At 57.6% G+C, this 22,924-nt stretch carries 24 protein-coding genes, 3 tRNA genes, 1 rRNA gene and 1 pseudogene; 12 read left to right on the forward strand and 17 right to left on the reverse strand.

Annotated elements, in window-relative coordinates; translation table 11 throughout:
* Nucleotides 1–85: ribosomal RNA gene (locus B5F12_RS04165) — 16S ribosomal RNA — on the reverse strand; the annotation flags it as partial.
* A 419-nt stretch (nt 86–504) separates the two neighbouring features.
* On the opposite strand from B5F12_RS04165, the gene metA reads away from it, so the two are divergent.
* The 7 genes from metA (at nt 505) to B5F12_RS04200 (ending at nt 8,411) form a co-directional block, all read left to right on the forward strand.
* The gene (gene metA, locus B5F12_RS04170) at nt 505–1,431 is read left to right on the forward strand and encodes a homoserine O-succinyltransferase (protein ID WP_087230757.1); all 927 of its coding nucleotides are present in this window, start codon (nt 505–507) and stop codon (nt 1,429–1,431) included.
* Nucleotides 1,421–2,083 carry an HD domain-containing protein gene (locus tag B5F12_RS04175; RefSeq protein ID WP_087230760.1) on the forward strand — a complete coding sequence of 221 codons (663 nt, stop codon included), beginning with the start codon at nt 1,421–1,423 and terminating at the stop codon, nt 2,081–2,083. Before metA ends, B5F12_RS04175 begins: the two co-directional genes overlap by 11 nt.
* Before the next feature lies 1 nt (nt 2,084).
* Nucleotides 2,085–3,671 carry an FAD-dependent protein gene (locus B5F12_RS04180; protein WP_087230763.1) on the forward strand — a complete coding sequence of 529 codons (1,587 nt, stop codon included), beginning with the start codon at nt 2,085–2,087 and terminating at the stop codon, nt 3,669–3,671.
* A 57-nt stretch (nt 3,672–3,728) separates the two neighbouring features.
* Nucleotides 3,729–4,298, forward strand: coding sequence for an RNA polymerase sigma factor (locus tag B5F12_RS04185; protein ID WP_087230767.1), 570 nt, complete (start codon nt 3,729–3,731; stop codon nt 4,296–4,298).
* A 1-nt stretch (nt 4,299) separates the two neighbouring features.
* The gene (locus tag B5F12_RS04190; protein ID WP_087230770.1) at nt 4,300–5,826 is read left to right on the forward strand and encodes a PepSY domain-containing protein; all 1,527 of its coding nucleotides are present in this window, start codon (nt 4,300–4,302) and stop codon (nt 5,824–5,826) included.
* A gap of 102 nt (nt 5,827–5,928) precedes the next feature.
* Nucleotides 5,929–7,029, forward strand: coding sequence for a flagellin lysine-N-methylase (gene fliB, locus B5F12_RS04195; RefSeq protein WP_087230773.1), 1,101 nt, complete (start codon nt 5,929–5,931; stop codon nt 7,027–7,029).
* A gap of 17 nt (nt 7,030–7,046) precedes the next feature.
* Entirely contained in the window at nt 7,047–8,411 is a 1,365-nt protein-coding gene (locus B5F12_RS04200) for an aldehyde dehydrogenase (protein ID WP_087230776.1), read from the forward strand.
* A 38-nt stretch (nt 8,412–8,449) separates the two neighbouring features.
* Here the strand turns inward: B5F12_RS04200 and idi are convergent, their stop codons facing one another.
* From idi to B5F12_RS04225, 5 genes are read right to left on the reverse strand one after another with little or no spacing between them, the layout of a single operon-like run.
* Nucleotides 8,450–8,959: an isopentenyl-diphosphate Delta-isomerase gene (gene idi, locus B5F12_RS04205; RefSeq protein ID WP_087230779.1), complete on the reverse strand. Its 510-nt coding sequence runs from the start codon at nt 8,957–8,959 to the stop codon at nt 8,450–8,452.
* Between the two features lies 1 nt (nt 8,960).
* On the reverse strand, nt 8,961–9,245 hold the full coding sequence (locus B5F12_RS04210; RefSeq protein WP_143482330.1) for a hypothetical protein: 285 nt from the start codon (nt 9,243–9,245) through the stop codon (nt 8,961–8,963).
* Nucleotides 9,246–9,295: 50 nt separating this feature from the next.
* Nucleotides 9,296–9,640 carry a UbiX family flavin prenyltransferase gene (locus tag B5F12_RS04215; RefSeq protein ID WP_158096743.1) on the reverse strand — a complete coding sequence of 115 codons (345 nt, stop codon included), beginning with the start codon at nt 9,638–9,640 and terminating at the stop codon, nt 9,296–9,298.
* 17 nt (nt 9,641–9,657) lie between these two features.
* Nucleotides 9,658–10,116 carry a LysR family transcriptional regulator substrate-binding protein gene (locus B5F12_RS04220; protein ID WP_087230788.1) on the reverse strand — a complete coding sequence of 153 codons (459 nt, stop codon included), beginning with the start codon at nt 10,114–10,116 and terminating at the stop codon, nt 9,658–9,660.
* A gap of 32 nt (nt 10,117–10,148) precedes the next feature.
* Entirely contained in the window at nt 10,149–10,424 is a 276-nt protein-coding gene (locus tag B5F12_RS04225; protein ID WP_087230790.1) for a LysR family transcriptional regulator, read from the reverse strand.
* Nucleotides 10,425–10,711: 287 nt separating this feature from the next.
* Here B5F12_RS04225 and B5F12_RS12320 point away from each other — a divergent pair.
* A pseudogene (locus B5F12_RS12320) lies at nt 10,712–10,864 on the forward strand (DUF554 family protein); the annotation flags it as partial.
* A gap of 43 nt (nt 10,865–10,907) precedes the next feature.
* On the forward strand, nt 10,908–11,345 hold the full coding sequence (locus B5F12_RS12325) for a DUF554 family protein (protein ID WP_343286309.1): 438 nt from the start codon (nt 10,908–10,910) through the stop codon (nt 11,343–11,345).
* A 34-nt stretch (nt 11,346–11,379) separates the two neighbouring features.
* On the opposite strand, the gene B5F12_RS04235 is transcribed toward B5F12_RS12325, so the two are convergent.
* From B5F12_RS04235 to B5F12_RS04245, 3 genes are all read right to left on the reverse strand, one after another.
* Nucleotides 11,380–11,697, reverse strand: a complete 318-nt coding sequence (locus B5F12_RS04235) for a DUF6465 family protein (RefSeq protein ID WP_087230798.1) — start codon at nt 11,695–11,697, stop codon at nt 11,380–11,382.
* Between the two features lie 204 nt (nt 11,698–11,901).
* Nucleotides 11,902–11,988, reverse strand: a tRNA-Leu gene (locus tag B5F12_RS04240).
* A 195-nt stretch (nt 11,989–12,183) separates the two neighbouring features.
* Nucleotides 12,184–12,270 (reverse strand) — tRNA-Leu (locus B5F12_RS04245).
* Between the two features lie 140 nt (nt 12,271–12,410).
* Here B5F12_RS04245 and B5F12_RS04250 point away from each other — a divergent pair.
* Nucleotides 12,411–12,496 (forward strand) — tRNA-Leu (locus tag B5F12_RS04250).
* Nucleotides 12,497–12,607: 111 nt separating this feature from the next.
* Nucleotides 12,608–13,747, forward strand: coding sequence for a D-alanyl-D-alanine carboxypeptidase family protein (locus B5F12_RS04255; protein ID WP_087230801.1), 1,140 nt, complete (start codon nt 12,608–12,610; stop codon nt 13,745–13,747).
* Between the two features lie 53 nt (nt 13,748–13,800).
* Here B5F12_RS04255 and murC read toward each other — a convergent pair whose 3' ends face one another.
* Nucleotides 13,801–15,177, reverse strand: coding sequence for a UDP-N-acetylmuramate--L-alanine ligase (gene murC, locus B5F12_RS04260; RefSeq protein WP_087230804.1), 1,377 nt, complete (start codon nt 15,175–15,177; stop codon nt 13,801–13,803).
* 140 nt (nt 15,178–15,317) lie between these two features.
* Between murC and B5F12_RS04265 the strand changes: the two genes are divergently transcribed.
* On the forward strand, nt 15,318–16,478 hold the full coding sequence (locus B5F12_RS04265; RefSeq protein ID WP_158096744.1) for a tRNA nucleotidyltransferase: 1,161 nt from the start codon (nt 15,318–15,320) through the stop codon (nt 16,476–16,478).
* Nucleotides 16,479–16,537: 59 nt separating this feature from the next.
* Here the strand turns inward: B5F12_RS04265 and B5F12_RS04270 are convergent, their stop codons facing one another.
* From B5F12_RS04270 to B5F12_RS04295, 7 genes are all read right to left on the reverse strand, one after another.
* The gene (locus tag B5F12_RS04270; RefSeq protein WP_158096745.1) at nt 16,538–16,975 is read right to left on the reverse strand and encodes a DUF4230 domain-containing protein; all 438 of its coding nucleotides are present in this window, start codon (nt 16,973–16,975) and stop codon (nt 16,538–16,540) included.
* Nucleotides 16,933–17,172, reverse strand: a complete 240-nt coding sequence (locus B5F12_RS11845; RefSeq protein WP_158096746.1) for a hypothetical protein — start codon at nt 17,170–17,172, stop codon at nt 16,933–16,935. Before B5F12_RS11845 ends, B5F12_RS04270 begins: the two co-directional genes overlap by 43 nt.
* A gap of 14 nt (nt 17,173–17,186) precedes the next feature.
* Nucleotides 17,187–17,792 (reverse strand): DUF4230 domain-containing protein, encoded by a 606-nt coding sequence (locus B5F12_RS04275; protein ID WP_087230814.1) that lies wholly within the window; start codon nt 17,790–17,792, stop codon nt 17,187–17,189.
* A gap of 372 nt (nt 17,793–18,164) precedes the next feature.
* On the reverse strand, nt 18,165–19,592 hold the full coding sequence (locus tag B5F12_RS04280) for an IS1182 family transposase (protein ID WP_242954887.1): 1,428 nt from the start codon (nt 19,590–19,592) through the stop codon (nt 18,165–18,167).
* A gap of 130 nt (nt 19,593–19,722) precedes the next feature.
* A complete protein-coding gene (gene mreB, locus B5F12_RS04285; RefSeq protein WP_087230817.1) occupies nt 19,723–20,745 on the reverse strand; it encodes a rod shape-determining protein MreB in 1,023 nt (340 codons plus the stop codon).
* Between the two features lie 862 nt (nt 20,746–21,607).
* Nucleotides 21,608–22,090 carry a 23S rRNA (pseudouridine(1915)-N(3))-methyltransferase RlmH gene (gene rlmH / locus B5F12_RS04290; RefSeq protein ID WP_087230821.1) on the reverse strand — a complete coding sequence of 161 codons (483 nt, stop codon included), beginning with the start codon at nt 22,088–22,090 and terminating at the stop codon, nt 21,608–21,610.
* A gap of 4 nt (nt 22,091–22,094) precedes the next feature.
* Nucleotides 22,095–22,865, reverse strand: coding sequence for an MBL fold metallo-hydrolase (locus B5F12_RS04295; protein ID WP_242954888.1), 771 nt, complete (start codon nt 22,863–22,865; stop codon nt 22,095–22,097).
* Between the last annotated feature and the right edge of the window lie 59 nt (nt 22,866–22,924).

A 22,924-nucleotide genomic window follows, 5' to 3' on the forward strand; every position in this document is an offset into this window, starting at 1 on the left:
CTCAATCCGTTGATTCTCGTTCGACTTGCATGTGTTAAGCACGCCGCCAGCGTTCATCCTGAGCCAGGATCAAACTCTCAATAAAATGGTATCTAAACGGTTTTCACCGCTTAAATCAATTTTATTGAAGCTAATCTCTTAACTTCAAAGATATGAATTGATGAGACCCTTCATTTCACTGTGTTACCAGTTTCCATGAAGGACTCTTGTGTCCTTCTGGTGCTTTTCGTGTTTCTCATTGTTTAATTTACAAGGTACAAACCGCTTCATCAGCGGGTTTTTATTGTACCACGCGGTTTTCAACTTGTCAACACCTTTTTCAACTTTTTTCGAAGCTGTTTGGCGTTGTTTTGTTTCGTCCGGGGCACGTTTAGATACTATACCAGCTCTTCTCTCATTTGTCAACACCTTTTTTCAACTTTTTTATCGTTTGCTTTTCCCGCCCTCCTGTGGTATCGTAGGTTTGCTATATCTACTATATAATGTAAGAGCGGAGGTATCCCTATGCCCATTCGTATTCCCGACTCCCTGCCTGCTACCAGTGTATTGGAGGGCGAGAATATCTTCGTGATGACAGAGCACCGTGCTCTCCACCAAGACATCCGACCTTTGAATCTTTTGATTCTGAATCTTATGCCCACGAAGATCGTCACCGAGACGCAACTGCTGCGCAAGCTGTCCAACACCCCCTTACAGATCAATGTACAGCTGCTCAAGACCAGCAGCCATGTCTCTCAGAATACCGACAGCCATCACCTGGACTCCTTCTATACCACCTTCGATCAAATCCGCAACAACCACTATGACGGCATGATCATCACCGGAGCCCCGGTGGAGAACCTGGACTTCGAGGAAGTGGACTACTGGGAGGAGCTGTGTCAGATCATGGAGTGGACTCGCACCCATGTGCACTCCACCTTCCACATCTGCTGGGGCGCTCAGGCCGGTCTATACTATCACTACCACATTCAAAAGCACACCCTGCCCCACAAGCTGTTTGGCATCTATCAGCATCAGATCATCCGCAAGCAGTCCCCCCTGTTCCGAGGCTTTGACGACCGCTTCTATGCCCCCCACTCCCGATACACCGAGGTGCACCTGGAGGACCTCCAGGCCATCCCCGAGCTGGAGCTGCTGGCGGTATCCGACGAGGCAGGGGTCTTCGGCGTGAAGAGCATGGACAACCGCCGCTTCTTCATCTTCGCCCACCCGGAGTACGACGAGGACACCCTGGCCCGGGAGTACTTCCGGGATGTGGACCGTGGCCTGGACATCGCCGTCCCCGCCCACTACTTCCCCCAGGACGACCCCAACCAGGCCCCCATTGTCAACTGGCGGTCCGCCGGACAGCTGCTGTACACCAACTGGCTGAACTACTACGTCTATCAAACCACCCCCTACGACTTACGGGAGATTTCCAATGAAGATTGATTTTGAAGCGGTGCGCAACAACCCCGAAATCCGCACCTATATCACCCAGGCAGACGCCTCTCTGGTGGCCCTGGGCTACACTGAGCACTCCTTTGCCCACGTCACCAAGTGTGCCATGACCGCCGCCCAGCTGTTACAGGACCTGGGCTACGATGAACGGCACATTGAGCTGGCCAAGATCGCCGGATTCATGCACGACATCGGCAACGTCATCAACCGAGTGGACCACGCCCAGAGCGGCGCTGTCATGGCCTTCCGCATTCTGGATAAGATGGGCATGGAGCCTGCCGACGTGGCAGTGGTCATCACCGCCATCGGCAACCACGACGAGCACACCGCTTATCCGGTCAACGCCGTGGCCGCAGCTCTCATTCTGGCAGATAAGAGCGACGTACGCCGCAGCCGGGTGCGCAACCAGGACACCATCAACTTTGACATCCACGACCGGGTCAACTATGCCGTGGAGAAGTCCGATCTGACCCTGGATTCTCAGGCCAAGACCCTGACCCTGTCCATCACCATTGACACCGAGATCTGTGCGGTAATGGACTACTTCGAGATCTTCCTCTCCCGCATGCTCCTGTGCCGCAAGGCCGCCGAGTTCTTCTCTCTGAAATTCCAGTTGGTTATCAACGGTTCTAAGGTGTTGTAATATGCTGCATGTCACCAATCTCCGTCTGCCCATTGACGCAGACCAGACAACCTTATATAAGAAAATGGCCAAGCACCTGGGGGTATCGTCGAAGGACCTGTCCCAGGTGGTGCTCACCCGCCAGTCCATTGACGCGAGAAAAAAGCAGGACGTGCACTACGTCTGCTCGGTGCGGGTACAGGTGTCCAACCAGCAGGCGGTGTTAAAGCGTCACCCCAAGGGGGTCACCCTGTGGGAGGAGAAGCCCTACACCCTGCCGCCCCTGGGCCGCACCTCTTCCCTCCCCCCAGTGGTGGTGGGCACCGGCCCCGCCGGACTGTTTGCCGCCCTGACCCTGGCCCGGGCTGGATTGAAACCTATCGTGCTGGAGCGCGGCGGCGACGTGGACCAGCGCACCCAGGCGGTGGAGGCGTACTGGTCCACCGGGAAGCTGGACTCCCGCTCCAACGTACAGTTTGGCGAGGGAGGCGCCGGCACCTTCTCCGACGGCAAACTCACCACTGGCATCAACGACCCCCGCATCGCCCATGTGTTCCGCACCTTTGTCCAGCACGGGGCCCCGGAGGACATTCAGTGGTCCCACAAGCCCCACATCGGCACCGACATTCTCCGCCAGGTGGTGAAGTCCATGCGAGAGGAGCTGATCTCTCTGGGCGCTGAAGTGCGCTTTGGCCATCAGCTCACCGGGCTGCACATTCAGGACGGCGCCATCACCGCCGTGGAGATCACCCACGACAGTGAGGTCTACACCCTCCCCTGCGACACCCTGGTACTGGCTCCCGGCCACTCCGCCCGGGACACCTTCGCCATGCTCCTAGACAGCGGGCTGGCCATGGAGCAGAAGAACTTCGCCATCGGGGTACGCATTGAACACAAGCAGGAGGCGGTGAGTCAGGCCCAGTTCGGCCCCAGCTGGGACAAGCTGCCTGCTGCCGACTACAAGCTGTCCTGTCACCTGCCCAATGGCCGCTCCGCCTTTACCTTCTGCGTCTGCCCCGGCGGACAGGTGGTGGCCTCCGCCAGCCAAGACGGGCAAGTGGTCACCAACGGCATGTCCCTGCGGGCCCGGGACCAGGAGAACATCAACGGCGGTTTCCTGGTGGGCGTGGGCCCCGACGACTTCCCCGGGGACGACCCCCTGGCCGGGGTACGATTCCAAGAACAGTGGGAAGAGGCCGCCTGGGCCTACGGTGGCGGCAATCCCATGGCTCCCGCCCAGACCGTGGGGGATTTCCTGGCCGGACAGCCCTCCTCTGGGCCCCGCTCCATTCTCCCCTCCTATCGGCCCGGGGTGGTATGGGGCAGCTTGGAGGGCGCGCTCCCCGACTATGTACTGGACACCCTGCGCCAAGCCCTCCCCCTCTTTGACCGAAAGCTCAAGGGCTTTGCCACCCCTGAGGCGGTTCTCACCGGGGTGGAGACCCGCTCCTCCTCCCCTGTGCGCATGGTCCGAAGCCAAGATTACCAGTCCGTCTCCGTGCGGGGCATCTACCCCTGCGGCGAGGGGGCCGGGTACGCCGGAGGCATCACCTCCGCCGCCGTGGATGGCATCAAAGTGGCGGAAGAAATTATTCAAAAAAATTTTTGAGGCACACGCAATATTCCGGTCCTCTCCTGCGTTATATAGATGAACAGAGGTGAAACCATGATATTATTCACATCGGCTCTGCCCGTTGAGCGCTCCGGGCACGACAGCCACCAGCTGGATGATCTCATCACACGGATGGCCCAGGGAGACAAAGAGGCCCTGGCCAGCCTCTACCAAACCACCAAGGCCGCCGTATACGGTTTTGCTCTGTCGGTACTGAAAGACGTGGACCATGCAGAGGACATTACCCAGGACACCTTTATCCAACTCTATCACAGCGCCGGGTCCTACCGCTCCCAGGGAAAGCCCATGGCCTGGATCATCACCATCACCCGCAATCTGGCCCTGTCCCGACTGCGGGAGCAGTCCCACACCCTCCCCCTGGAGGAGGCACATCTGGCCCGACTCTCCCACAATCCCATGGTGGACCAGGACGACCTGCTCACCTTAGACTCCCTGCTCTCTCTTCTAGATGACCAGGAGCGGCAGATCGTCACCCTTCACGCCCTCACAGGGCTCAAGCACCGGGAGATCGCCCAGCTGTTGTCCCTGCCCTTACCCACAGTTCTTTCCAAGTACCATCGTTCCATTAAAAAGCTTAACGCCGCATGGAAGGAGGCAGACTGAGATGACCCACGAGGAAATTCACAAGCGAATTCAACAGGCGGCCACCCACGCTGCCCCCGATCAGTTGGATGCCATCCTTTCCGCCTGCGAGGAACAGAAAGGAACTGTGATCTCTATGAAAAACAATTCTAATAAGCGCCGCTGGATCGCTCCCCTCTCCGCCGCAGCCGCCCTGGCCATTGTGGCCGGCAGCATCTTCGGCATCTCCCGTTTCCAACAGGCAAGTGCCGCCGACTCGGTGGTGACCCTGGACATCAACCCCAGCATCGCCCTGTCCGTCAACAACAAGGAGACTGTCACCACTGCCACCCCTCTCAACGATGACGCCAAGGACATCATGGGCGGCATGGAGCTGGAGGGCACCAATCTGGAGACTGCCGTCAACGCCATCATCGGCGCCTGCCTCCAGAAGGGGTATCTGGACGAGCTGGAGAACGCCATTCTGGTATCGGTGGAGAACGCTGACGCCGACACCGCCACCCAGCTCCAGAACGAGCTCACCACCACCATCTCCGGCGCCTTCCAGTCCGGGGCCATCCTCACCCAGACCGTCACTGTGGACGACGACCTGGCCCAGCTGGCCCAGCAGTACAACATCTCCGCCGGAAAGGCCAGCCTCATCCAGGAGGTCATCGCCCAGGACAGCACCCTCACCTTTGAGTCCCTGGCTCCCCTGTCCATGAGCGAGATCTCCCTCATCGCCTCCTCCCGCAACCTGACTACCACCGGGGTGTCCCAGACCGGCTCCACCAGCGATCAGGCCTACATCGGCCAGGACGCCGCCTTGCAGGCCGCCTGCGACCACGCCGGCATCGCCACCAGCGACGTACAGGGACTGAGCACCGAGTTTGGTTGGTCCAAGGGCGTCATGGTGTACGAGCTGGACTTTTGCAGCGGTGGCACCGAGTATGAGTACGACATCAACGCCATGGACGGCAGTGTGGTGAAGAACGAGCAGGAGCCCTGCGACCACACCTGGCACACCAGTTCCGGTAACACCGGCGCTCAGGGCAACACCACCTTCATCGGCGAGTCCGCCGCCACGGCCGCCGCTCTGTCCCATGCCAAGGTGGACCAGAGTGCCGCCCAGTCCCTCACCGTGAAGCTGGACGAGGACGACGGCGTGACCTACTACGAAATTGAGTTCTGCTCTTCTGGCGTGGAGTACGACTACGAGATCAACGCCACCACGGGCGATGTGGTAAAGTTCGAGCAGGACACCTGCGACCACTACGCCCACCGCTCTGGTTCCAACAACTCCACCAATCAGAACCAGAACCAGAATCAGAACCAAAGCCAAGGCAACTCCAGCGGGGCCTACATCGGCTATGACGCCGCCCTCCAGGCCGCTTGCAAGCATGCCGGAGTGGACGCCTCTCAGGTCTCCCGGCTGGAAAATGAGCTGGACCACGACGATGGCGTGGCCCGCTATGAGATTTCCTTCCATGTAGGCAACATGGAGTATGAGTACGAAATCAACGCCACCACCGGTCAGGTTCTGAAATATGAATCTGAGCGGGACGACTGACGTGGCACACACCCCTATGACCCGGCACGGAATTCTTTCTGTGCCGGGTCCTTGCTTTTCCCCGCCCATTTGGCTATACTGTCACCCAAAGGAGGAATTACTGTGCTCCATCGTCACCCCAACTATTATCCCGGTTTCCGCTGCCTGGGCGGTGCCTGTCCCGACACCTGCTGCCGGGACTGGGACATTGTCCTGGATGAGGAGACCCTTTCCGACTATCAAACCGCCCCCGCCTCTCTGGCCCAGCGCCTCCAGGAGAGTCTCACCACCGACGAGGAGGGGGACACCTGCTTCCGTCTGGACCATCGGGGCTTTTGTACCATGATCACCCCGGACGGGCTATGCGCCATTCAAAAGGAGTGGGGGGAGTCCCATCTGTGCGACCACTGCGCCGCCTATCCCCGATTCATCGAGGAGTACGGCAACCTCACCGAGGCCTCCCTGGCCATGTCCTGCCCCGAGGTGGCCCGGCTGCTGCTGGAGAGCCCCGCGTTCCAGGTGGAGGAGGTGGATGACGGCCACCCGGACCAGCCCTTCCCCGACATTCCGCCCCAGCTGCTCGCCGGACTGGAGACCACCCGGCAAGCGGTCCTGAACGGGATGGAGGAGCCGCAGTACACCCTCTGGGAACGCCTGCAAGGGGTGCTGTATTTGGCGGATACACTACAGGACGCCATTGACTGCGAGGACTACCCGGCCATGTCCCAGGCCGTCCTCTCCCTCCGCCCCCTCTCCTCCACCGGGAACGGGAAAGAATTCGTCCAGACCCTGTGTCGGTTCTTCTCCTCTCTGGATCCCCTGCGCCCCACCTGGCCCCAGCGTCTGGGTCAGTGCTGCCAGCAGCTGGAGGGCCTGACCGAGGCGGAGTACCGGGACCTGTGCCGCCGCTTCGAGGGCCAGTTCCCCCAGTGGCAGCGCCACCTCACCAACGTGGCGGAGTATCTTCTCTTCCGTCACTGGCATAAAACTGTCAACGATGACCAACTCTATGGACGGGCAGCCTTTATCTCGTGCAGCACGATTCTACTCTACCACCTATTCCTCACCCAGTGGGCAGAGCGAGAAACCCTCAGTCAGGCGGAGGAAATTGCCCTCTGCTGCGCCTTCAGTCGAGAGGTGGAACACATGGAGGAGAATCTGGACCTGGCCATGGACACCTGCGCCACCCTGTCCCCCGATGCCATCCACTTCCCCCAATGTTAAAAGGAGTTCAACACCCCATGGATATTTCCACCCTGGTTTCCAATCAACACGCCCACTTCCGCTCTGGTGCCACCCTGCCCGTGGCCGCCCGTCTGGACGCCCTGAACCGTCTACGCCGCAACATTCTGGCCATGCAGCCGGACATTGAGGCGGCCCTCCAGGCGGATTTGGGCAAACACCCCTACGAGAGCTATTTCTGTGAGATTGGGCAAGTGCTGGAGGAGCTGTCCTACCTCCGCTCCCACCTGCGCCGCTGGGCCAAGCCCCGGACAGTCCACACTCCCATGACCCTGTTCCCCGCCAAGAGCCGCCGCTACCCCCAGCCCTACGGAGTGGTGCTGGTGATGTCCCCCTGGAACTATCCCTTTATGCTGTCTCTAACTCCGGTGCTGGGGGCCATCGCCGCAGGCAACTGCGTCATCCTCAAGCCCTCCGCCTATACCCCCGCCACCTCCAAGGTGCTCTCCCAACTCGTGGCCGCCACCTTTGACCCCCAGTATGTGGCGGTGGTGGAGGGAGGCCGGGCGGAGAACTCCGCCCTTCTGGACCAGCGGGTGGACTACATCTTCTTCACCGGCGGGGTCACCGTGGGCAAAGAGGTGATGCGCCGGGCCGCCCAGAACCTCATCCCCGTGACCCTGGAGCTGGGCGGCAAGAGCCCCTGCATTGTGGACGAGACCGCCGACCTGGCTCTGGCCGCCAAGCGCATCGTATTCGGAAAATTTCTCAACGCCGGACAGACCTGTGTGGCCCCGGACTATGTGCTGGTTCAGGAGCGTGTAAAGGAGCAGCTGGTGGAGCAGCTGAAAAAGGCCCTCCACGACGCTCTGGGGGACGACCCTCTGTCCAACCCCGAGTACGGCAAGATCGTCAATGACAAGCACTACCGCCGCATTCTGGGACTGCTGGAGGGTCAGACCATCCTCTTGGGCGGCCAGGCCCGAGACGGCAAGATCGCCCCCACCCTGCTGGACCAGGTAGACCCCCAGTCTCCGGTGATGCAGGAGGAAATTTTCGGCCCTGTCCTCCCCATTCTCTCCTACACCACGCCCCAGGAGGTGGTGGACTTTGTCTCCAGCCGGGAGAAGCCCCTGGCCCTGTACCTGTTCTCCCGAAGCCGGGCGATGCAGGAGTTGGTGACCTCCCGCCTGTCCTTCGGCGGCGGCTGCTTCAACGACACCATTCTGCACCTGGCCACCCCCTACCTACCCTTCGGCGGGGTGGGCCACAGCGGCATGGGCGCCTACCACGGCAAGGCCAGCTTTGACACCTTCACCCATTACAAGAGCATCCTGGTGGGCGGCCAGCACGTGGACGTGCCTCTGCGCTACCACCCCTACACCCCCTCCAAATTCAACCTTTTGAAACGGTTCCTGAAATGACAAAGATCTGCGGCGCAAAATGCGCCGCAGATCTTCTTTTACTCCATATCCTTAATGGCCATGGGAAAGGCGGTGATAAACCAAGGGGCAAAGCGGGCGGGGTCTTGGATGAGGAGGGAGAGAATCTCCTCCTTGGTGTACCACCGGGTCTCCATAATTTCCTCCGGATTGGGGGTCACCGGTCCGGAATAGGTCCCCACAAACACATGGTCATACTCATACTCGTACAGGTCCGGGGCGAACTGGTGGCGGTAGACGAAACTGCCCACCTCCCGGCAGGGGCAGGACACCCCCAGCTCATCCATGAGCCTGCGCTGCACCGCCTTCTCCAGCGTCTCCCCATCCCGAGGATGGGAGCAGCAGGAGTTGGCCCACAGCCCGCCGGAGTGGTACTTGTGGAGGGCCCGGCGCTGGAGGAGCACCCGCTCCCCGTCATACAAAAAGATGGAGAACGCCCGGTGGAGCAGCCCCCTCCGGTGGCACTCCTCCTTCCCCATGGTACTCACCGGCACGTCCAGGGGGTCTACACAAATCAGCAGGTCTTCCATATCACTGGCCTCCCATCTTCTTGTACGCCTCCGCCGCCTGTTGGGCAGCCTGGGCACAGTTGTCCATCATCTCTTTAATTTGCGCCTGGCTGGCGTGGTCCAGATGCAGCCCGGCACAGATGCACATCGTCTCGTTGGTGGCCAGGCACAGCTGCTTTGCCACCGTCTGGGCGGCATACACATCCTTGTGTCCGGGGCCGCAGATGGTGCTGAGGTCCGCCGTGAGCCCCTCTCCCGAGGACTTGGGCCGAGGCACGGCGTAGGCCACGCCCCCCACATGGGCCACACCCCCAGTGAGAAAGCCGCACAGGCCCCGCCCCTGGGTGGTGGAGAGGGTCAGACGGACGGCACAGGGGGCGCTGCCCGCACAATGAGGTCCTCGTCATAGGCGTTGGCCAGTCCCGAGAGGGTCTTCATGCTGCACGGGAGGATGATCATCCCGTCGGTGCGGTAGGAGCCGCCGGAAATGGCGGCCGCCAGATTGTCCACGTCATAGGTATAGTCCGCCAGCTTCTTCAACTCTTCCAAGTCTATGGAGGTCTCCCGCTGGAAGATCACCTCTGCACCTCGGCTGATGACCAGGTGGGTCTCCACCTGGGGCATGTGGTGGAGCACCTCCAACAGTCTGGCCCCCATCTGCACCCCCGTGGCGCCGCTGATTGCTACAATAAGCCGTTTCATGTCTGTGTCTCGTCCTTTCATGGTTCCTGGGTCAGTATGCCCTGCTGTGCAAAGAACTCATAGAGGTGCTCCGCCCCGGCGGACAGGTGGGCGTGCTTGAGCCGCACCACTCCGATGAGGGACTCCATGTCCCCGCTGAGGTCCTTGCAGCACAGATCTGGAAACAGGTCGGTATTCACCAGGGCCTTGGGCAGGATGGTCACTCCCAGCCCCGAGTTTACCAGGCTGAGCAGGTACCGGTGCCGGGCGGCGGTGTAGATTACCGAAGGATGGAAATTCTCCCGGTGGAACTGTCGGACACACAGGTTGTGCAGCACCGACTCGTCGCTCATGAGCACAAAGGGCAGTTGGGAGAGCTGAGAGAGGGAGACGCATTCCTCCGCGGGAATTCCCTCCTGGGTATTCCGGTACACCAGCACCAGCTTGTCCCGGTAGATGGGGTGGAACTCGTACACCTCCGGGTCCAGCTCATCCATACGCACCACGGCGAAATCCAGCTTTCCGTGGTCTAGCAGCGGTATCCCTGCTCCAGAGGCAAAATTCCCATGGAAATGGTCTTCTTGGCGCTGCTATACTGCTCCATGTCCTGAAGCATGGCCTTATAGGTATCATTGAGCCTTCTGGCATATTCCAGAAACGCGGTGCCGCCAGGGGTGAGGGCAATTTTGTTGTTGGTGCGGTCAAACAGCTGGACGTTGAGCTCGGATTCCAGGGACTTGATCTGTTTGAGAGGGAGGACTGGGAGATAAACGTCTCGCTGGCCGCTGCAGAAAACCCACCCCAATTCACGATGTCCAGAAAGTGTTGGATCTGTGCCATGGTCATGTCCATTCCCCCTCGTTTTCACTCTTATCTTATGAATTTTACTACGTCTGACACCTCTCATGCAACTCCCCACACCAAAAATTCTCCATCGTTTTTGGGAATAGGCGCACCACCTTTCCCTTCGATCAGAAGCACCGCTTCCAGCGCTCCAAGTTCAAGGAGCTGGACCCCAAGAAGTGGGTGCCTGATCTGTTCTAACCTGCGCTTCCATCTAGAAAGGAGAGAGAACCTATGCCAATTGGCGTGATGATCAACGCCCTGTCCGTGGTGGTAGGCGGCCTTGTGGGGGCCGTGGCCGGAGGGCTTTTGAAAGACGACTTCAAAGACCGTATCAACATGATCTTCGGCTGCTGCTCCATGGGTATGGGCATCAGCTCCATTGTGCTGATGCAGAACATGCCTGCGGTGATCTTTTCCCTCATCATCGGCACCGCCATCGGTCTTGCCATCCATCTGGGGGGACAACATCAACCGTGGCGCCGTGGCCATGCAGAAGGTTGTGTCCCGGTTCATCCACAACAACAGCAAGCTCAGCGAGGAGGAGTTTACCGCCACCCTGGTGACCATCATCGTGCTCTTCTGCGCCAGCGGCACCGGCATCTATGGCTCCATCGTGTCCGGCATGACGGGAGACCACACCATTTTGATCTCCAAGTCCATCCTGGACCTGTTCACCGCCGCCATCTTCGCCTGCAGCCTGGGCGCGGTGGTGTCCCTGGTGGCGGTGCCCCAGTGCATCATCTTCCTCATCCTCTTTTTCGCCTCTACCGTCATCTTCCCCCTGACCAATGACGTGATGATCGCCGACTTCAAAGCCTGCGGCCTGTTCCCTTTGGATAGAAAAACAGCGAGGTCGAGAAACCCCTTCGGGATTTCCTGACCTCGCTGTTTTTGACGCTTGTGTTGCCTCAATCTCAGAGCTCCACGCTGCCGGTCTCGGTGTCGTTGACCACATAGTAAGCCAGACCCTCTTCGGGCTTGACGTACACGCAGAACTTCTTCATGGAGGTAGCCTTGTTGCCCTGGGCCAGGTAATCTTCCTTGGCCTTCTTCACAACCTCAGCCATATCCCACTCCTTGCCGGCAAACTGCACGTAAGCCAGCTCCACCTTCTTGGGGGCGGCGGTACGGGTGGTCTTCTTCACAGGCTGCTCCACAACCTTCTTCTCCAAAGAGGCTTCAACCTTGGGCTCGGTCACGGTCTTCTTCTGAGCCGCTGTCACTCTCGCCATCTTAATTTCCTCCTTTCACTTCATCTATCCAAGTGAATGTAACAGACTTGCTTTTGCAAATCTTGGTCTATTCTACTCCCTTTTCCCATGGTTTGCAAGGCATACGCACCATTTCTTCCCTTTTGAACAGGAGTACGCAGACATATATTCCATGATTAGGAAGTATTCCACAAAAAAAGGACACACGTCCAACGTGTGTCCTTTTGGTGCGCGAGGCGGGAGTCGAACCCGCACGCCCTTGCGAGCACTGGCACCTGAAGCCAGCGAGTCTACCAATTCCACCACTCGCGCAAGTGGCTTGGTTGCCTCAGCAACGGAGGTAATAATACCACGGAAGTGGGCATCTGTCAACACCTTTTTTCAATTTCTTTTCATTTTCTGCATCGGACCTTTGGCCCAGCGATTGGCCTCTGGTCATGCTTCTTCCCCCGCAGATTTTCTTACAAGGAAAACAAAAAAGAAGGACACGACTTGGTCGTGTCCTTCTGGTGCGCGAGGCGGGAGTCGAACCCGCACGCCCTTGCGAGCACTGGCACCTGAAGCCAGCGAGTCTACCAATTCCACCACTCGCGCAAGCGGTGTATCGCTCGTAGCGACAAGAGATATATTACCACGGGTCTCCTTGTTTGTCAACAGATATTTTTAAAAAAACGACAACTTTTTTAGGTTGACAAAAAGGGAGGTCTGCGCTATAATAAACAAGCTTGAGTTATGCGGATGTGCTGGAACTGGTAGACTGGCTAGCTTGAGGTGCTAGTGGCCCACGGCCGTACGGGTTCGAGTCCCGTCATCCGCACCAGAAGGACACAACGGAAGTTGTGTCCTTCTTTTTTATTTCCATGACATGAATAGTCCACTCGGCTCCCTCATAGGCTGGTCTTACCAATACAGGAAATGAGGGATTGACACCATGAAAGCCGTACTCGCCCTGTCTCTGGTACTGCTGTGCCTGCTGCCCACCCATGCCCGGGCCGCTGAGGTGGATATCACGGCCCCCTCCGCCATTCTCATGGAGAAAAGCGCCGGAGAGGTGCTCTTTGAGCAGGATGCCCACGCTGTCTACGAGCCCGCCTCGGTGACCAAGGTGATGACCCTGCTGCTGGTGATGGAGGCCATCGACGCCGGGACGCTCTCCTGGGATGACGTGATCACCGCCTCCCCCTACGCCTGCTCCATGGGCGGCTCCCAGATCTGGCTGAAGGAGGGGGAGCAGCTCACCGTCAGCGAGATGGTGAAGGCGGTGGCTGTGGCGTCTGCCAATGACTGCGCCGTAGCTCTGGCGGAAGCGGTGTCCGGCAGCGAGACCGCCTTTGTCCAACGCATGAACGAGAGGGCCAAAGAGCTGGGCATGGAGTCCACCGTCTTTTGCAACTGTACCGGACTCCCCGCCGAAGGCCACGTGTCCTCCGCCTACGACATCGCCCTCATGAGCCGGGAGCTGATTTTGAATCACCCCCAGCTGCGGGAGTACACCACCATCTGGATGGACACCCTCCGGGACGGTGCATTTCAGCTGACCAACACCAACCGGCTCATCTACTCCTATCCCGGGGCCACAGGGCTGAAAACCGGCTCTACCGACACCGCTCTCTACTGCCTGTCCGCCACAGCAGAGCGGGACGGCATGGAGCTCATCGCCGTGGTGATGCACGCCGCCACCCCCTCTGACCGCTTTGACAGCGCCGCTGCCCTGCTCAACTACGGCTTTGCCAACTACTCCCTCACCCAAGTCTATCCCGAGCAGGTACTTCCCCCCATCTCGGTGCTGTTGGGGGAGCAGGACACGGTGCAGCCCGTACTGGACCACGACTGTACCATCCTCACCCACCAGAGCCAGAGCGCCGCTGTCACCACCCAGGTCCATCTGCCGGAGGAGGTCTCCGCCCCGGTGGATGAGGGGCAGAAGCTGGGCGAGATGATTGTGTATCTGGACGGCGAGGAACATGAACGGGTGGACCTGGTGGCCTCCACCGGAGTGGCCCGCCTCACCGTGTGGGGCATTTTCCAGCAACTGCTGGACACCCTGCTCTTCCTCCCCACCCATGCATAACAAAACGGCGTAGGAAGCCCTCAAACGCTTCCTACGCCGTTTCCTATGTTGATTTACTTCTCGGTTGCCACCAGCATCTCACCGGCCCGGTAAATGTCGCCAGCGCCTACCGTGAGAATCAGGTCGCCGGGCTGAGCCAGCTCCCGGAGCTTGGCGGTCACATCCTCCAGAGTGGGGCAGAAGATACTGCCGGGAATCTGGGCAGCCAGGTCCGCCGAAGAGATGCCCAAATCGTTGGTCTCCCGGGCAGCGTAGATCTCCGCCAACAGGGTGATATCCGGCTTTTTCAGCACCCGCACAAAGTCGTCAAAGAGTTCGTGGGTACGGGTATAGGTATGGGGCTGGAAGGCACAGATGACCCGCTTGTGCCCCAGACTCTTGGCCGAGTCCAGCAGCACCTCCAGCTCGCCGGGGTGGTGAGCGTAGTCATCACACACCTCTGCCCCGTTGTAGTCTCCCTTGTACTCAAAGCGGCGTCCAGGCAGACGGAAGTCCCGCATGCCCTGCTCCACAGCCCAGCCGGGAACCCCCAGCACCGCAGCGGCAGCAGAGGCCGCCAGCACGTTTTTCACGTTGTGCATACCGGGAATGGACAGCTCCACGTGGGCATACACCTGATCCCGGTACACCACGTCGAAGGTGGCAAAGCCGTGGTTCATCTCCAGGTTTTCGGCGTGCACGTCGCCCTTCTCCACACCAAAGGTAATCATGGGGCGGGTCTCCCCCTCCAGCGCCTTCATGGTGTTGGCATCCTCACAGTTGGCCACGATGTACCCACCGTCCGGCACCAGATCGGCAAAGGCCCGGAAGGAGTGTTCCACATCGTCCAGGTCCTTGAAGAAGTCCAGGTGGTCGGCCTCAATGTTCAAAATCACCGCCACCGTGGGGCGGAAGGAGAGGAAGGAGTTGCAGTACTCGCAGGACTCCAGAATGATGGTGTCACCCTGGCCCACCCGGTGCCCGGCCTTCAGCAGGGGCAGCGTGCCGCCAATCATCACCGTGGGGTCCAGCTGGGCGGCCATGAAGATGTGGGTGCAGATGGAAGTGGTGGTGGTCTTGCCGTGGGTACCGGAGATACACAGGGCGTTCTTATACCCCGTCATGATGGCGCCCCAGGCCTGGGCCCGCTCGAACACGGGGATGCCAGCGGACAGAGCAGCGGCAATCTCCGGGTTGTCGTTGTGTACGGCGGCGGTGCGCACCACGCAGTCCGCCCCCTCCACACTCTCAGGCAGATGGCCAATGGTCACCGGGATGCCCAAGCTGCGCAGATGTGCCACGGTGGCGCTCTCCTGCCGATCGGAACCCGTGATGATGACTCCGTTGCCCAGCAGCACCTCGGCCAGAGAGGCCATGGAAACACCGCCAATGCCCACCAGATGGGCCCGCTTTCCCGGTTTGATATACTCATGGATGTTATTGACTGACATATGCACACCCCATATAATAAAATTATCCTAATTCTTCTGGTACTATATACTCAAAACCATTATATTATACTATGCGCCATGGAGAATGGCAACCGGATTCTTCCCTTTTTTCCGTTTTTCCACAAGGAAAGGAGCACACCATGAATTACCCCAACCCCCTCCCCCCTGCCGTCGCCCACTGCTGCCGCACTCTGTGGCAGGCTGGGTTTGAAGCTTACCCCGTGGGCGGCTGCGTCCGGGACCTGCTGCTGGCCCGCACGCCCCAGGACTGGGATATCTGCACCTCCGCCCTCCCCCCACAAGTCCAGAGCCTTTTTCCCCACACCGTCCCCACGGGCATCGACTACGGCACTGTGACGGTGGTGCTGGATGGGCAGAGGCTGGAGGTAACCACCTTCCGGTGTGAGGGCGGGTACCGGGACGGCCGCCGCCCCGATGCCGTGTCCTTTGTCTCCTCCCTCACCGACGACCTGTCCCGCCGGGACTTCACCGTCAACGCCATGGCTCTGGCTCCAGACGGCACGGTCATCGACCCCTTTGGTGGACAGGCAGACCTGGAGAGCCGGGTCATTCGCTGCGTGGGAGACCCCATGCAGCGGTTCCAGGAGGACCGGCTGCGCATGTTTCGGGCTATCCGCTTCGCCGCTCAGCTGGACTTTACCCTGGACCCGGAACTGGTCCATGCCCTGAAGGAGCTGGGCCCCCAGCCTCACCACCTGCCTGCTGAGCGCATCCGCCCCGAGGTGGAGAAAACCCTGTGTGCTCCCACTCCCCACTGGGCCAAGCTCTTCTTCTCCTCTGGGCTTCTCAGCGGCCCGGAGGTGGACGCCTCGCCTCTCTCAGGCCTTCCCCGCGAGCCTCTGCCCCGCTGGGCAGGGCTGGCCTCCTTGATGGCAGAGAGTGGCCACGACCCGCTCCCCCTGCTCCAGCGCCTCATCCGGGACAAAAAGCTGATCGTGCCCCTGTCCCGTGGCCTCACCCTATTTCGGGTGGGTCTGCCTCAAGACGCCTCCGGCTGGCGGCACGCCCTGGCCCGGTATGGTGTTCCTGCCTGTGAAGCAGGGGCTGCCATGGCTCAGGTACAGGGCCATGAGGCCCCCAGGGAACTGCTGGACCAGGTATTGGCCCAAAGGCCCTGTCTCAGTGCCAAGGAACTGGCCCTATCCGGGCGAGATCTGGCATCCATGGGGTTGGCGGGGCGGGACATTGGACGAGCCCAGAGGATGCTACTGGATTATGTACTGGACCACCCGGAGGATAATACACCCTCTGTGCTCCGTCGATTTCTTTCCCAAACATAGCAAAAGAGATGCGCCTTACTATTCACAAGACGCATCTCTTTTCCATCTTTAGTGCCACTTCATGTTTCAGGTTCCTCAGCCGGAGTCTGCTCTGTATCTATTGATTCCGAGGAATCATCCAAATATATCCACTTTATAGTGTATTCCTGCCCCACTGCTTTTCCAATGTTGGTAATATACTCTTCCAATAATTCTTGAGCCCGTTGCTGCGCACTTGCGAGTAGGGCTGTGTCGTCAGCGGCAGCCTGCTCAAGGTATGTCTGGGCAGCCTCAAAAGCATAAACTTCATCTTCGGCCTGGATTTTTGCAGAATTTTTTGCCACGATGAACGAGTCTTCGGTCAAAGAGGAGGAATCTACCGTGCAATTCAACACACTGGCACTGGGAATGGTGATTGAAACTTCACTACCGCTCACCTCAACCTTCACCAGGGAAGCATCAATTCCCAGAGTAACTACCCCGCTGTATTCAATCCAGAAATTCTTATCTTTTTCCACAGCAAGAAGCCTTCCGCATCCTCTTCTGTGAATTTTGCTACATTGTGGTAGTAGCAATCCATGACTGCCAGTTCACAGATGGCCTTCATCTGCGATGTTTTTGGCTCCATAGATTCAGAATTCATCCCTGCCTTTCCGCATGCCGTCAGAGAAAGCAATGCCATCACACAAATGAGAGTCGATCTCAATTTTTTCATGCTTCTCCTCCCCCTTATTCCACAGACAGTTGGAAACCAGCATCCACCTGTTCCACAATCGGCCGCACCAGTGCTGTCAGCACTTTACATGCATTTTGTCTTGCCAATTCATAAATAGCCTCTTGCTCCTGACTTTCTTGTTGTGCGTCTTTCAGACATGCCTTGTACGCCTCCTGAGAAACCGTGGAAGTGTTGGCCTTGTTGTTGTAGAAGATAAAATCCATGGATGCAATGTCCACATCCACCTTGGTGATACTCACCTTTGGGATTCTAATTTGAATCTTCTTTTCCTCTTCATTGACCTCAATCTGGATATCATCAAAATTGATTCCAGCGTAAACATTGGCTTCATAAGACACATAGTAGTCCGTATCTTCCGGCTTGTTCTCATTCATGACCTGCGCAATACCATTGTAGACCGCCGTATATGTGGACAATTCGCTTACATTAATAATCTCCTGTAAGGTGGAAACTGTAATCACTTCCGGCGTTTTTTCCCCAGGTGTAAGCATTATCTTGGTAATTGTAATTCCTACAACGATTGCTACAACCACAGCTACAATCAGAACCTTGATGGGAATTTTAAGTTTCACTTGAACTTCCCTTTTTTCTCTCTCCATATGTATCCTCCTATACCATTTCTAGGGATGCGCCCAACACATTCTAGCATTCTTCCATATGGAACGCAAGAGCGCTACTCCATGTCGCACACAGCGCATCTTGCTGGTTATGCATTAAACTGCACCCCCTAAGAGAGTTTGTAAATTTTGCGAGGAAACTAGGATATTCTCTTGATTTCCATAGGGCTCAAGGCGGGAAGCTGCGTCAATCCCGGTTCTGGCCTGTCAGCCTGTCTCCTGTTTAATGTCCTACTTCCTTGGACGGCTGACCTAGCTCCAGCGCTCACCGGATTTGGAGCTATCAAGCAGAAAGGACCTGTTGCAACAGTACATGTTGCAACAGGTCCACAGACTGTCGAAGAACCCCTGTTTTCATGAAGCAAAAACAGGGGTTCTGGTCATATTTGGGGAAACAACGGCAAATATGATGCGCAAATTGGAGTTCCTCCAACTCCAATTTGCCAGCTTTTTCAGATTCATGGCAGCATATTTAAGCCTAACCCACCTGGTAACGGCGGCTAGACCTCTGTGATGCGTATAACGCATGGCGTGTTTCTCCTTTGCGTCTGCAAAAACACGCTCAATGGTTTCTTTTCGTTGGGCATAGATTTTCTTGCCCTTTTCGGTTTTCCGGATAGCCTCCACAATATCCAGATATTCCTGCCAGATATGTGTGGTCATCACCTTCTGCCCTTTTTCGTTGGCTCCACATTTGAATTTGCAAGGACAGGACTTGCACTTGGACGGAGTAGTGCGGTAAGTGCGCTTTCCTTCCTTGTCTGTTGTGGTGTGCCGTAATACACCACCTTGAGGGCAAATGAAGCTGTCTGTTACAGGATCGTGCTCATACTCCCAGGGCTTGTACCGTTCTTTTGCTCCCTTGTATCGGGTATAGGGCATAATGGGAATTCTCCCATCCTCCAGAATCTTCTTGGCAATCCACGGTGTTTTATACGCTGCATCCATTGCTAGGTACTTCGCACATTCAAATCTACTTGTTATATCGTCATATACCGCATCCCAAGCCACGCTATCATGAACATTCCCTGCGGTTACTTCCACCCCAAGTATAAATCCATGTTTGTCGCAAGCCGTGTGCGCTTCGTATGCAAACTGCCGTTCGTGTTCCCCTTTGATAAACATCCCTGCATCTGGGTCTGTGGTTGATACCGTCTTTTCTGCCATCTCGCCCCCAGAGGTATCATCATCATCGTGGTCATCTTTCTCTTCGATAGGCGTTTTCCCCAACTTTTCACGCTCAGCATTTACTTCCTCCCGGAGCTGTTCAGCGTATACCTTGGCAGCTTTGGCCACCTGTTCTTTTTGGTACTTCTTCTTGTTCGCACTGGCCTTAATGTGTGTCCCGTCAATAAACACGGTTCGGGGGTCTACCATGCGGTTATTCAGCGCTTTGTTCAGAATGTGCTCGAAAATTTCGATGGTCAAGTCTTCTGGGAACCTATGGCAAAAGGCATAACTCACCGTTGAAAAGTGAGGAATCTCTTCCAACAGTCCATAACCAAGAAACCAACGATAGGCCAGATTCACAATAATCTCTCGGTATGTCTGCCGCAACGAAGGAATCCCAAACAAATGCTGAATCAGAGCCATTTTAATTAGCACGACGGGGTCTATACCCGGTCTCCCGTTGTCATGGCAGTAGTATGGATCCAGTTTCTCATACAACCACTCATAGTCCATGACCTTTTCCACTTTCCGAAGCAAATGATCTTGGGGCACCAATGCTTCCAAATCTGTCACCACGGCTTCTTTTCGGGAATCTTTTCTCCATTGCTCCATAAAGCACACCCCCACATCTGATACCATTTTACCAGATGCGGGTGCGTTTTGGAAGTTTTTCGACAGTCTGAGGACCTGTTGCAACAGTACATGTTGCAACAGGTCCAGAAAGCAAACATCTTTTGTTTTTTTACAGCATCTGACGGCTGCGGGAGATGTTCATGGTGCCATCCTGCATCTCACCCACCCAGTCCAGGCTGCGGCCGGTACCCAGGGCCACGCAGGAAATGGCGTCGTCGGCCACATAGGTCTCGATGCCGGTGTGGGATTCGATGAGCTTGTCAAAGCCCCACACCAGAGAGCCGCCGCCGGTCATGACAATGCCGTTGGTGGAGATGTCCGCCACCAACTCGGGGGGCGTACGCTCCAGCACCCCGTGCACCGCCTCCAGAATGCGGGCGCAGGGCTCCTCGAAGGCCTCGATCATCTCGCTGGAGGTGACGGTGAACACCCGGGGCAGGCCGGTCATCAGGCAACGGCCCTTGATCTCCATGCTGACCTCCTCAGGCCGGGGGAAGACACAGCCGATCTTCATCTTCAACTCCTCGGCGGTACGGTCGCCAATGAGCACATTGTGGCGCTTGCGAATGTACTTCACCACTGCCTCGCTGAAGGAGTCGCCAGCCACCTTGATGGAAGCGGACTCCACAATGCCGGACAGGGAGATGACGGCGATGTCAGCGGTGCCTCCGCCGATGTCCACCACCATGTGGCCGTCGGGCTGGGTGATGTCGATGCCAGCGCCGATGGCAGCGGCCAGAGGCTCCTCAATGAGGTACACCCGGCGGGCACCAGCCTGGATGCCGGCGTCGATGACGGCGCGCTCCTCTACCTCGGTGATGCCGGAGGGCACGCAGATCACCACACGGGGCTTGAACAGACGGATGGGGGCCACCTTGCGGATGAACTCCCGGAGCATCCGCTCGGTCATATCGTAGTCGGAGATGACGCCCTCCCGCAGGGGACGGATGGCCACAATGTTGCCGGGGGTACGGCCCAGCATGTTCTGAGCGTCGGTACCCACCTTCAACAGCTTCCCAGTATTCTTGTCCAGGGCCACCACGGAGGGCTCCCGCAGCACGATGCCCTTATCTTTGATATATACCAACACACTGGCTGTACCCAGGTCAATTCCGATATCCTTTGCAAACATGTTATCACCTCATAGCACTTTCCACACAATACAATGCATACTATGAAATAGTATACTGGAATACAGCCATTTTTGCAATGCACATTGCTCCACAAACTTCGACACCATTCGCCCCCTGGATTTATCTGAATTTCTCTCCAAAATACACCAAGCCCCCAGCTGTCCCAAATCGCAGCTGGGGGCTTACTTCTGGCTAGAAATTTCCAATGGACGCTACCTACTCTTTCTTTGGATTTTTTGACCTTGGATTCCGAAGAGAAATGACGAACTCATGGTTTCTGCAAACGCTCACACCTTGGTTTCCGCCTTGTCTGCCACTGGCATCAGGGGATTCTCCTACGTGTCTTCTGCTTACTCAAGCCTGTTTGGAACTTTCCGAGTTTCACTTCACTTTGCGCAACCCAATCATTGAAGTCTGGATGTGTGTTACCCTCTTCCTTCATATTTTTCATATCGCGATATGTTTACTGAAGTAGTCGGTTCCGGTTAGTACATCGGACTCACCTTTCCTTTCTTCTTGTCTGTATTGTACTATGACCATCCCGTTTTGTCAACAGTTTTTATGAAATTTTTCTAAGAAATTTGAAGCAAAAACCGTGCGGCCTCAAGACCGCACGGCGCAAACACGCAAACACTCCATGCCAATGCAAGAAGAATCGCTTATCATTGTATAAAAAAGCTCTGAAACAGAATTTTCCCGCCCTCAAGGCGGGAAAATCAATCAAAATCCGTTTTTCCCGGGGACATGCGCATCGGGAAAAACACCTCTGGAGCCCGCCAGTGTGGTCTTGGGTCGCCCTTTGACCCAAGGATGCATGCAGCGGGCTGTAATCCTCTCAAAAATGCTAGCATTTTTGAGAAGTTATTTATGGTATCCAGACCCCTCTTGGATCTTAAATGCCCGGTAAATCTGCTCCAGCAGCATCACCCGGGCCAGGTGGTGAGGGAAAGTCATGGGGGACATGGACAGGCGCAGATGGGCCTTGTCCTTCACCGTCTGGCTCATGCCGAAGGAACCGCCCACCAGGAAGGTGAGGTCAGAGGCTCCCTCCACCATCCAGCGGCTTACCTGCTGGGCCAGCTGTGGGCTGTCCATGGTCTTGCCCTCAATGCACATGGCCACCACCTTGCCGCCCTTGGGCAGTTTAGCAAGAATCGCCGCCCCCTCTCGCTCCAAAGCGGCTTGGATTTGGGCCTGGGTGGGGCGGTCCGGCAGCCGCTCCTCGGGCAGCTCGGTGACGGTGAGGCGGCAGTATCCGCCCAGACGCTTGGCATATTCCGCCGCTGCCTCCAGGTAAAACTTCTCCTTCATCTTGCCCACGCAGATGATATGTACACTCACCATGTCCTCACACCTCCATCCACGCCGAGGCCTCGCTGCGGGGCGCTACGCACAGCTCCACCTGCTGCTCTCCAATCCCCGCCTGGGCCGCCAGTTTGGCGGTGGCGGGCTGGTTGTTCTCCTTGGACAGATGGGCCAGCACCACTTGCCGGGTGCCTCGCTCCACCGCCCAGCGGGTGAGCTGGGCTCCCACCTGATTGGACAGGTGGCCCCGCTGCCCTGCAATGCGGCTTTTTAAGTATTCCGGGTAGGGGCCTGTGCGCAGCATCTCCGGGTCGTAGTTATACTCCGCCACCAGGGTGCTGGCCCCCTGTACCGCCTCCAGTACCGGCTGGGTCACCACACCCAGGTCGGTACAGAAGGTGAGCTTCCGGTCTCCCCGGGTCACAGTGTAGCCCACGGGGCTGACACAGTCGTGGCTGACGGGAAAGCTGCCCACTACCAGGTCCCCCAGGGCAAACCGCTCTCCGGGGTCAAAGACCCGGAACCGGGGCTGCAACTCCGGATTCTTTCGGCAGATCTCCCGGGCTGTCCCCTCGGCGGTGTACAGCTCCACATCCAGCTGGCGGCACAGCACCGGGATGCCGCTGATGTGGTCGCTGTGCTCGTGGGTAATGAGAATGGCGGACAGCTCCCCCGGCTGAATGCCCAGGCTCTTGAGCCCGGTGGTGATGCGCCGGGCGGATACCCCGGCGTCAATGAGGATATGGGTGCTGCCGTCGGTGATGACCGAGCAGTTGCCAGAGGAGCCGCTGGCCACGGTGGCAAACTTCAACAAACTTCTCTCCCTCCCCACAAAAAGCGGCAGCCCCTTGTCGGGACTGCCGCAGTCCATGT

The organism is Pseudoflavonifractor sp. An176, assembly GCF_002160435.1.
GTDB classification, from domain to species: domain Bacteria; phylum Bacillota; class Clostridia; order Oscillospirales; family Oscillospiraceae; genus Enterenecus; species Enterenecus faecium.